The 8,193-nt window shown below is 64.5% G+C and carries 9 protein-coding genes and 1 tRNA gene; 7 read left to right on the top strand and 3 right to left on the bottom strand.

Going from position 1 to position 8,193, the window contains the following annotated elements:
* A partial coding sequence (locus tag B5D38_RS21745; protein WP_131829973.1) for a helix-turn-helix domain-containing protein occupies positions 1 to 248 on the bottom strand: 248 nt, incomplete at its 3' end.
* A 52-nt stretch (positions 249 to 300) separates the two neighbouring features.
* On the opposite strand from B5D38_RS21745, the gene B5D38_RS22795 reads away from it, so the two are divergent.
* Entirely contained in the window at positions 301 to 786 is a 486-nt protein-coding gene (locus B5D38_RS22795; RefSeq protein WP_207553019.1) for a beta/alpha barrel domain-containing protein, read from the top strand.
* Here the strand turns inward: B5D38_RS22795 and B5D38_RS21735 are convergent.
* Positions 765 to 841, bottom strand: a tRNA-Pro gene (locus B5D38_RS21735). The genes B5D38_RS22795 and B5D38_RS21735 overlap by 22 nt on opposite strands.
* A 296-nt stretch (positions 842 to 1,137) precedes the next feature.
* Between B5D38_RS21735 and B5D38_RS21730 the strand changes: the two genes are divergently transcribed.
* Positions 1,138 to 2,478 carry an anaerobic sulfatase maturase gene (locus B5D38_RS21730; RefSeq protein ID WP_207553018.1) on the top strand — a complete coding sequence of 447 codons (1,341 nt, stop codon included), beginning with the start codon at positions 1,138 to 1,140 and terminating at the stop codon, positions 2,476 to 2,478.
* A 4-nt stretch (positions 2,479 to 2,482) separates the two neighbouring features.
* Here B5D38_RS21730 and B5D38_RS21725 read toward each other — a convergent pair whose 3' ends face one another.
* A complete protein-coding gene (locus B5D38_RS21725) occupies positions 2,483 to 3,706 on the bottom strand; it encodes a M20/M25/M40 family metallo-hydrolase (RefSeq protein WP_207553017.1) in 1,224 nt (407 codons plus the stop codon).
* Positions 3,707 to 3,952: 246 nt separating this feature from the next.
* Here B5D38_RS21725 and B5D38_RS22120 point away from each other — a divergent pair, with 246 nt between their 5' ends.
* The 5 genes from B5D38_RS22120 to B5D38_RS21705 all read left to right on the top strand — a co-directional run.
* Positions 3,953 to 4,207 carry a hypothetical protein gene (locus B5D38_RS22120; protein ID WP_131829995.1) on the top strand — a complete coding sequence of 85 codons (255 nt, stop codon included), beginning with the start codon at positions 3,953 to 3,955 and terminating at the stop codon, positions 4,205 to 4,207.
* 170 nt (positions 4,208 to 4,377) lie between these two features.
* Positions 4,378 to 5,307, top strand: a complete 930-nt coding sequence (locus B5D38_RS21720) for a triose-phosphate isomerase (RefSeq protein ID WP_078710528.1) — start codon at positions 4,378 to 4,380, stop codon at positions 5,305 to 5,307.
* Positions 5,308 to 5,430: 123 nt separating this feature from the next.
* The gene (locus tag B5D38_RS21715; protein ID WP_078710527.1) at positions 5,431 to 6,864 is read left to right on the top strand and encodes a lactate racemase domain-containing protein; all 1,434 of its coding nucleotides are present in this window, start codon (positions 5,431 to 5,433) and stop codon (positions 6,862 to 6,864) included.
* Positions 6,865 to 6,908: 44 nt separating this feature from the next.
* Positions 6,909 to 7,706, top strand: coding sequence for an ATP-dependent sacrificial sulfur transferase LarE (larE, locus tag B5D38_RS21710; RefSeq protein ID WP_078710526.1), 798 nt, complete (start codon positions 6,909 to 6,911; stop codon positions 7,704 to 7,706).
* 162 nt (positions 7,707 to 7,868) lie between these two features.
* The coding region (locus B5D38_RS21705) for a sulfite exporter TauE/SafE family protein (protein WP_131829994.1) at positions 7,869 to 8,193 on the top strand (325 nt) is incomplete at its 3' end.

Below are 8,193 nucleotides of genomic sequence, written 5' to 3'. Positions count from 1 at the left end.
AGCGTGAAGGGCTTCTCCGTGCAGCGCCGGCGCAGCCACTCGGCATGCGCGCCGGCGATCTTCTTCGGCTTGTGCCCACCCATCTGGCCGGGCGCCACACTGCCCGTCTCATGGTGGCGCTGCAGCCATTTGACCGCCGTGCTCACCGCAACCCCGAAGCGCTCCGCCGCCTGATGGCGCGACAGCCCGCCCTCAAGCACCGCCGCAACCACCCGCTCGCGCAGATCCATCGAATAAGGTCGACCCATCCATGCTGGCCTCCGTCTCCAGCCAGCATGTTGAATCAGATTGGCGCCTCCGATGGAATCCTCTTCCGATTCTGCCGAACTTCATCCCGCTCTAGCATCCGACATTCCGCTGCTGGCCAATCTCGGTGGGGCGCAACTGGCGGCCGGTTTTGGCCTCGACGAGGCGCGGCGGGCGTTCGATATGATCGATGCGGACGCGCTAATCGTCCATCTGAACCCTCTGCAAGAGGCCGTTCAACCGGAGGGTGACCGGAATTGGCGCGGCGTGCTCGACCGTCTACAGCGGCTGATCGCGGATCTGGAATGCCCCGTCGCGGTTAAGGAGATCAGCGCCGGGATCTCCAAGGAAGTCGACGACGCCATTTGGCTCGTCAGCTTCATGAGCTATGATCTGGGATATATCGACCTGGAACAGAAAACCCTGCAGACCATCGACAACCCTCATCTAGCACGAGGTTGTCACCTATGCCTTACGTACGTTCTGTTACCCATGTCTCCGGGTCGGACAGAGAAGGCTGGTCGGAGTGGCAGGATTTGAACCTGCGACCCCCTCGTCCCGAACGAGGTGCGCTACCAGACTGCGCTACACTCCGCGACCCGCGGGCGGGTATATAACCGGCATGGCCGCGGGCCGCAAGCACCCAAAAGACAGAATTGCACAGCCTCTTCGATCATCCGCCAGAGGCCGAAACCCAACGGACAGAAACAAGCCCGCAGCGAGGCCAAACACCGGTCGAGTCTTTTCCCTCGAACAAAGCGACAACTGGCGCCGAGCGGAGCGGCGGCTTATGGTGACAGCGGCGTCGCTTCGTCGCTCGGTCGAGGCGGGTCTTCGAAACCTGAAACCGTTCGCGAGGACGGAATGCCGTCCATGTGATGGGGAGGCACCTTGGCTGATTTCCTCCAGCCTTCGAGGCCCTTTCAGGTGATGGCCAAGCCGATCGGGCCACGCTGCAATCTCGACTGCACCTACTGCTATTATCTTGAGAAGGAACGCATCTATCCCGAGACCAAGCGTTTCGACATGGCGGACGCGGTGCTCGAGACGTACATCCGCGACTATATCTCCTCTCAGGCCAGGCTTGGCGCGTCAGAGATCTGGTTCAACTGGCAGGGCGGCGAGCCGACGATACTCGGCGTCGACTATTTCCGCCGCATCGTCGCGCTCGAACAGCGCCATGCGCCGGCCGGTAAGACCATCCGCAACGCGTTGCAGACCAACGGCACCCTCCTCGACGAAGAATGGGGCGCCTTCCTCAAGCAGAACGACTTCCTGGTCGGCCTGTCTATCGACGGGCCACGGGAACTCCACGACCGCTACCGGATCGACAAGGCAGGTCGGCCGAGCTTCGACAAGGTCATGGCGGGGCTCGATGTGCTGCAGCGCCACGGCGTCGAGTACAACACCCTGACGGTGGTCAGCCGCCACAATTCCTCGCACCCGGTGGAGGTCTACCGCTTCCTGAAGGAAATCGGCTCCGCCTTCCACCAATTCATTCCCATCGCCGAGCGCTCCGCCGACGGCACGACCCTTGCCGCCGTCCCTCAGATCGACGAGGACGGCATCGACTATAAGGTGACGCCGTGGAGCGTTCTGCCGCGCACCTATGGCGATTTCCTGTGCGGCATTTTCGACGAGTGGATCGTCCGGGACGTCGGCTCCATCTTCGTCCAGTTCTTCGACGTGCAGCTCGGGCTTTGGGCCGGCGCGCCGGCGAGCCTCTGCTGGTTCGCGGAAACATGCGGCTCAGGGCTGGCCATCGAGCACAATGGCGATCTCTTTGCCTGCGACCACTACGTCTATCCGGAATACCGTCTCGGCAACATCATGGACGCGCCGGTGGGCGAGCTTGCAGGCCGCCCCGAACAGATCACGTTCGGCAGGGACAAGCGCGACACCCTGCCCCGCCAGTGCCGGACATGCGACATCCGCTTCGCCTGCAATGGCGGCTGCCCCAAGCACCGTTTCCTGACCGCAGAGGACGGCGAGCCCGGGCTCAACTATTTCTGCCGCTCGACCACCCGCTTCACCAAACATGCCGGGCCGGCGTTGCAGGCCATGGCCTCGCTGGTGCGAGCCGGGCGCCCGGCAAGCGACATCATGCCGATGGCACGGCGCGGCGAGATCGAGGGCGGAGCCGCGGCGGCTGCCGCCAAGATCGGCCGCAACGCCCCCTGCCCCTGTGGCTCCGGCCTCAAGTTCAAGACCTGCTGCGGCCGGAGAGCCTAGAGCATCAGTCGCACAGACCGACAACGCCGAGGAAGGCGGCAAGCCCCGCCTTCAGTCCGCGAAGGCTGGTCTCCGGCTCCACGTCGATCCATTCGGCAAGGGTATGGGCGCGCCCGCCCTTGCCACCCGTTCCGATCATCACGGCGGGGACGCCGAGGCTCATCGGGATGTTGGCATCCGTCGACGACGCTCTGAACCCCACCTCGAACCCGAAGGCGGCAAGTGCCTCGGCGGAGGCCGTAACGATCAAGCTGTCCCTCGGCGTAGCCCCGGCCGGGCGGTCGCCGATCAGCACGGCTTCGGCCGTGATGGCGCCGCTCTCCGTCGAGCCTCTGGCGTTTTCGTTCGCCACCGCCGTATCGACCAGGCGATGAAGCTCTGTGTCGATTCGGGCGAGATCCTCGGGCGAGATCGAGCGCAGATCGACATCCACGAAAACCTCCTCCGGAATGGCGTTGATCGAGGTGCCGCCGCCAAGAACGCTGGCCGAGAACGTTGTCCGCGTCTCGGACGAAACGGACATGCGCGACAGACCGAGGACGGTCTCCGCCAGCGCATAGGCCGGGTTGACCGTGCCGAAGGCGGAGAAGCTATGGCCTCCGGGGCCACGGAAAACGACGTGATAGCGCCGCGAGCCGACGGCAGTGACGACGAGTTCGTCCATGTCGGGGCTGTCGAATGTGAAGAAGCCCGTGATGCGATCGCGGAATTCGCCCTCCGTGAAGAGGTGGCGAATGCCGCGAAGGTCGCCCCTTCCCTCTTCGCCGACATCGGCGACGAAAAGGAGATCCGCCTCCGTCTCGATCGCCGCAGCATCGAGCGCGCGGGCAAAGGCAAGCAGGGCGGCAAGGCCGCGCGTGTCGTCCCCGATGCCGGGGGCGAAGAGCTTCGTTCCCTCGCGCCGAACCGAAACATCCGTGCCTTCGGGGAAGACCGTGTCGAGATGAGCGGACAGCACGATCATTCCGCCACCGCTCCGCCCCTTGCGCAAGGCGACGACGTTGCCGATCGCGTCGAGCTTGGCATCGGCAAAACCCGCCGGCCGCATCATTTCGAGAAAGGCAGCCGCTCGCCGCTCTTCCTTGAAAGGCGGGGCAGGAATTTCCGTAAGCTGGATGATCTCCTCGATCAGGCGATCATGCGCACCCTCGAGATACGCGGCGGCGGCCGCAAATTTCGGGTGAGCGAGAAGAGCGGGAACGGCGATAGGCATAAGATCGACCTTCATCTAGCCAAACAGGGAGGAAGGCAGCGCGGACGCCGCGCGAGGAGAATCACGCGACGCACGAAGTTGCGCCCCCTCATACACGATCTCGACGGCGTGGATCGTCCTTGAGCGCCGCACATCCGTCGACGGGCCGTCGAGATAGGCGCGAGGCAACAGGAACTATTGAGTAACCGGTTTCATCGGCTGTAGCCATATCGAAACGTAACCTGCATTCATCCGTCCGGAATGTTTCGAGGAATTGTCTTGATGTTCGACGGCAACTCTTCCGCGGGACGCCAGAACTGGGCGGTCGCATTCATGCGCCGCCGCCGATCAGCCTACGCAATCAAAGTCTTTCCCAATCAGAAGATTCCCACCCAGCTGGCATTTTGCGAACACGTTTTGTCTCTGTCGAAAATCAACATGGCAGCTTGCGCAACCTCGTTCTTGCGTGTTGAAAATCGGACGCAATGGCAGGGCGGGACGCCAGCTGCCTCGTCGTTCCAGTCTTGTCCCGATTGACAAGCACCCCCCAAAGACCTATGCAACCGGTTACATAAATGGTGCGGACAAGCACCGCTCATTGGCCAGAGGTCCACCCTCTGCCAGCAAATTCAGCGTTGGCGTCCTTCCGGCTATACCATCCAGCGGGCGGGGCAGGCTTCGCGCCGGGAACAAGAGAAAGGCGATCGATGCTCGACATATTCGTCAACCTCAAGCGCTTCGAAGTGTCCCGCGCTCTTGGCGGCGTTTGCGGCGAGGGCTCTCCCAAGGTTTGGATCGAGAACGTGATCGGGCAGATCGCGGCCTGCGGGCTGGGTAAGAACGCCGACACGCCCCTGACGCTGTTTCTGCCGGAGGCTCTCGTCATTCCCGCGGTCGACGCGCTGTCGCGCGTTCCGGCCGAGGAGCGTCGTTCCCTCGCTATAGGGTGCCAGGGCGTTCACCGCGAGGACATCCGCAAGGGTGGCAATTTCGGCGCCTTCAGTTCCAGCCGTCCCGCCACGGCGATGAAGGCGATCGGCTGCACCGCCGCGATGATCGGCCACTCGGAGGAGCGACGCGAAAAGGCCGGCGTGATTGCCGCCCATCTCGGCGGACAGACGGATGCCGCCGCGATCTCCGAGACGGTGAGCCGCCTGATCAATCAGGAGGCGCTGCGCGCCCTGGAGACGGGCCTCGACGTGCTGATCTGCGTCGGTGAGACGGCAGAGGAGCGCAGCACCGGCACCCCCGAGGAACAAATGCGCCGGGTCGAGGTGACGCTCGGTCGACAGATGGAAACGAGCCTTGCCGGCACGGCCGCCTTTCTTGGCGAACGCCGCCTCGTTATCGGCTACGAACCCATCTGGGCCATCGGCCCGGGAAAGACGCCGCCGGCGCCCGAGGCCATCGAACAGGTGACGGCCTTCGTGAAGAAGGCGTCGAAGGCCATGTTCGGCCAAGAGCTCCCCGTGGTCTATGGCGGCGGTCTGAAGGAAGAGAACGCCCGGGCGATCGCAGCGCTCCCCTCCATTGATGGCGGGCTCGTCGCCCTCACCCGCTTCACCGGCGAGATCGGCTTCTATCCGGAAGAGCTCGCCACCATCATCGATCAGGCCCGCGCTGGCGCCGGCTGCTGAGTTTCATCGCGGCGCCCTCGCGGCGTCGCCCATGCCCATGCCGGGGACCTCAAGTTCCCGTCCCGCCCAGGAAGAGTTGCCCCCGGCCCCTTCCCCCGGCGCTTTCAATCGGAGTTCGAGACAATGCAGGACGTCCTCCTGGACTATGGCGACAGCCGCATGAAGGTGGAACTGCCCGACACGGCAACGGTCGTGCGCTTCGGACAGAGCTATCAGGACCCGCCGGCGGTAGACCCTGTCGAGGCGACGCGCAACGCTCTGCGCAATCCGCTGGGAACGCCGCCGCTGCGCGAGATGGGCGGCCCGAACAAGAAGGTGGTGATCGGCTTCCCCGATCGGGTGAAGGGCGGCTCGCAGAAGAACAGCCACCGCAAGACGGCCATTCCTCTGATCATCGAGGAGCTTCTGGCCGGCGGCACCAAACTCGAAAACATCACGCTCCTGTGCTGCATGGGTCTGCACCGCCAGAACACGCTGGCCGAGTGGTACGACTATCTCGGCCACGAGATCGTGGACCAGTTCTGGCCCGACCGCATCATCAACCACGACGCCGAGGCGCCGGATCTTCTCGACTTCGGCGTCGATGGCATGGGCAATGCCGTCCAGTGCAACCGCATGATGGCGGAAGCCGACCTTCCCATCGTCGTCGGCCATTGCGCCGGCAACCCCTATGGCGGCTATAGCGGCGGCTACAAGATGGTCGTCACCGGCATGACAGGCATGAAGTCCATCGCCTCGCACCATGCCCCGAAGACGATGCACCGGGACGACTGGCTCGGCGCCTCGCCCAAGCAGCACATGCGCCATCAGTTCCGCGCCATCGGCGAGGCGATGGAAGCGGGCATGGGCAAGAGGTTCTTCGGCGTCGACGCCGTGCTCGGCCAGAAGTCGCAGGTGCTCGGCGTCGCTGCCGGCACGCTGGCAGAGGTCGAGAAGGCGACCTGGCCGCTGGCCAAGGAGCGCACCAACGTCTTTCTCGACATGGAAGAGAAGGCGGACGTTCTGGTGATCGGCCTGCCGCGGAATTTCCACTACGGCCCCGGCATGGGCACAAACCCGATCCTGATGAGCCTTGCCATCGGCGGGCAGCTTTCGCGCTCCTGGGGCGCCTTCCGCGAGGGCGGCGTCATCATCGCAGCGTCGATGTGCGACGGCTGGTTCAACCCGGATTGGTTCCCGTCCTACGAGCCGACTTACGAGCTCCTGCAGAAGTACAATTCCGCGCCGGAGTTCCTCGCCTCGGACGATGCGCGCACCATCTCGCAGGACCCCGGCTACATCTACAAGTATCGGACGGCTTTCACCTATCACCCGTTCCACGCCATGTCGATGATCTCGGGCGGGTCCGTGCCGGCCAACCGGACGTCGGCGGTGTTCATCGTCGGCGCCAAGGCTCCGCGCTATGCCAGGGGCATGGGCTTCAAGCCGGTGTCGACCTTCGAGGAGGCGCTGCGCCAGGCAGAGCGTTATGTCGGCAAGAACCCGCGCGTCCTCTGCACGCCCGAGGCGTTTTCCGGCGGAACCGCCGTCCACCTCCAGCTCAAGAACGGCGCGTGAAGACCTTCCTCGCGGCCACCCGGCGATAGCATAGAGACCCTGCCATGACCGACGATCTCCAGGCCCGACTCGTATCCGTCCTTGACCGACACGACGCGTTGGCGATCGCGGTCAGCGGCGGGGTCGATTCCATGGTGCTGTCCTTCGTCGCGCACCGCTTCTCGCGCGCCGACATCACCGCCGTGCATGCGGTTTCCCCGGCCGTCCCCCTGGCGGCCACGACGCGCGTCGAGGCGCATGCCGCGCGCCACGGCTGGCGTCTGAAGCTGCTCGACGCCGGCGAGATGAACGATCCCGATTATCTCGCCAATCCGATCAATCGCTGCTACTTCTGCAAGTCGAACCTCTATTCCCGCATTCGCGAGGCGACGGCGCTCGCCATCGCGTCCGGCATCAACACCGACGATCTCGGGGACTTCCGTCCGGGACTCGAGGCGGCAAAGCTCAATGCCGTGCACCATCCCTTCGTCGAGGCCGGCATTTCCAAAGCGGACATCTACGCCCTGGCGGAGCGTTATGGGCTGGACGATCTTGCAGCCCTGCCGGCCCAGCCCTGCCTTGCCAGCCGCATCGAGACGGGCATCGGCGTGCGCCGTCCGGACCTCGCCTTCATCGAAAAGGTCGAAACGGAGCTGGCGGTGTTTCTCCCCCAGGCGGCGGCTCTGCGATGCAGGGTGACGCGTCAGGGCATCACCGTCGAATGCGACCCCTTCCCCAAGGGCGAGATCGTGGGCGCCATGTCGACGCTCGTGGAAAAGCTCTGTGTCGAGGACGGCCGCAGCTTCGCCGGCGTTAAGCCTTACCAACGGGGATCGGCATTCCGCCATGATCTTCATGCCTGATACCGTGCCGCCCAATCATCAACGGGCGGGGGACGGCAAATCCCGCCCCTCGGCCAAGTCCGCCCGTTGGCGCCTCCGGTCCTCGGCGGCGCCTTCTTTCATACGCGATCGCCATTCGACGAAAACGCCGGACGATGCGGCAACCGCGAGGCGGGACCTTCCTTGACCCTTTATCTTCCGATCGCCGAGATGTCGGTGAATGTGTTCGTGATCGTCGGGATGGGTGCGGCGGTCGGGTTCTTGTCTGGGATGTTTGGGGTTGGGGGCGGGTTTTTGATCACGCCGCTGTTGATCTTCTACAACATCCCGCCGGCGGTGGCGGTGGCCACCGGCGCCAACCAGGTGATCGCGGCCTCGTTCTCCGGGGCGCTGGCGCACTATCGGCGCGGCACGGTGGACCTGAAGCTCGGCACGATGCTCCTGGTCGGCGGCGGCATCGGCTCCTTTGTCGGCGTCTGGGTGTTCACCCTGCTGCGGCGCCTCGGCC

The organism is Consotaella salsifontis (assembly GCF_900167365.1).
GTDB lineage: Bacteria > Pseudomonadota > Alphaproteobacteria > Rhizobiales > Rhizobiaceae > Consotaella > Consotaella salsifontis.
Note: the sequence above shows the minus strand (reverse complement) of the source record. Positions and strands in the feature narration are given on the sequence as shown.

What these genes read in the sequence shown, in the direction of transcription:
- B5D38_RS21720 (WP_078710528.1), top strand. Translation starts at nt 4,378, where the DNA reads ATGCTCGACATATTCGTCAACCTCAAGCGCTTCGAAGTGTCCCGCGCT.
- B5D38_RS21725 (WP_207553017.1), bottom strand. Translation starts at nt 3,706, where the DNA reads ATGAAGGTCGATCTTATGCCTATCGCCGTTCCCGCTCTTCTCGCTCAC.
- B5D38_RS22120 (WP_131829995.1), top strand. Translation starts at nt 3,953, where the DNA reads ATGTTCGACGGCAACTCTTCCGCGGGACGCCAGAACTGGGCGGTCGCA.
- B5D38_RS22795 (WP_207553019.1), top strand. Translation starts at nt 301, where the DNA reads ATGGAATCCTCTTCCGATTCTGCCGAACTTCATCCCGCTCTAGCATCC.
- larE (WP_078710526.1), top strand. Translation starts at nt 6,909, where the DNA reads ATGACCGACGATCTCCAGGCCCGACTCGTATCCGTCCTTGACCGACAC.
- B5D38_RS21715 (WP_078710527.1), top strand. Translation starts at nt 5,431, where the DNA reads ATGCAGGACGTCCTCCTGGACTATGGCGACAGCCGCATGAAGGTGGAA.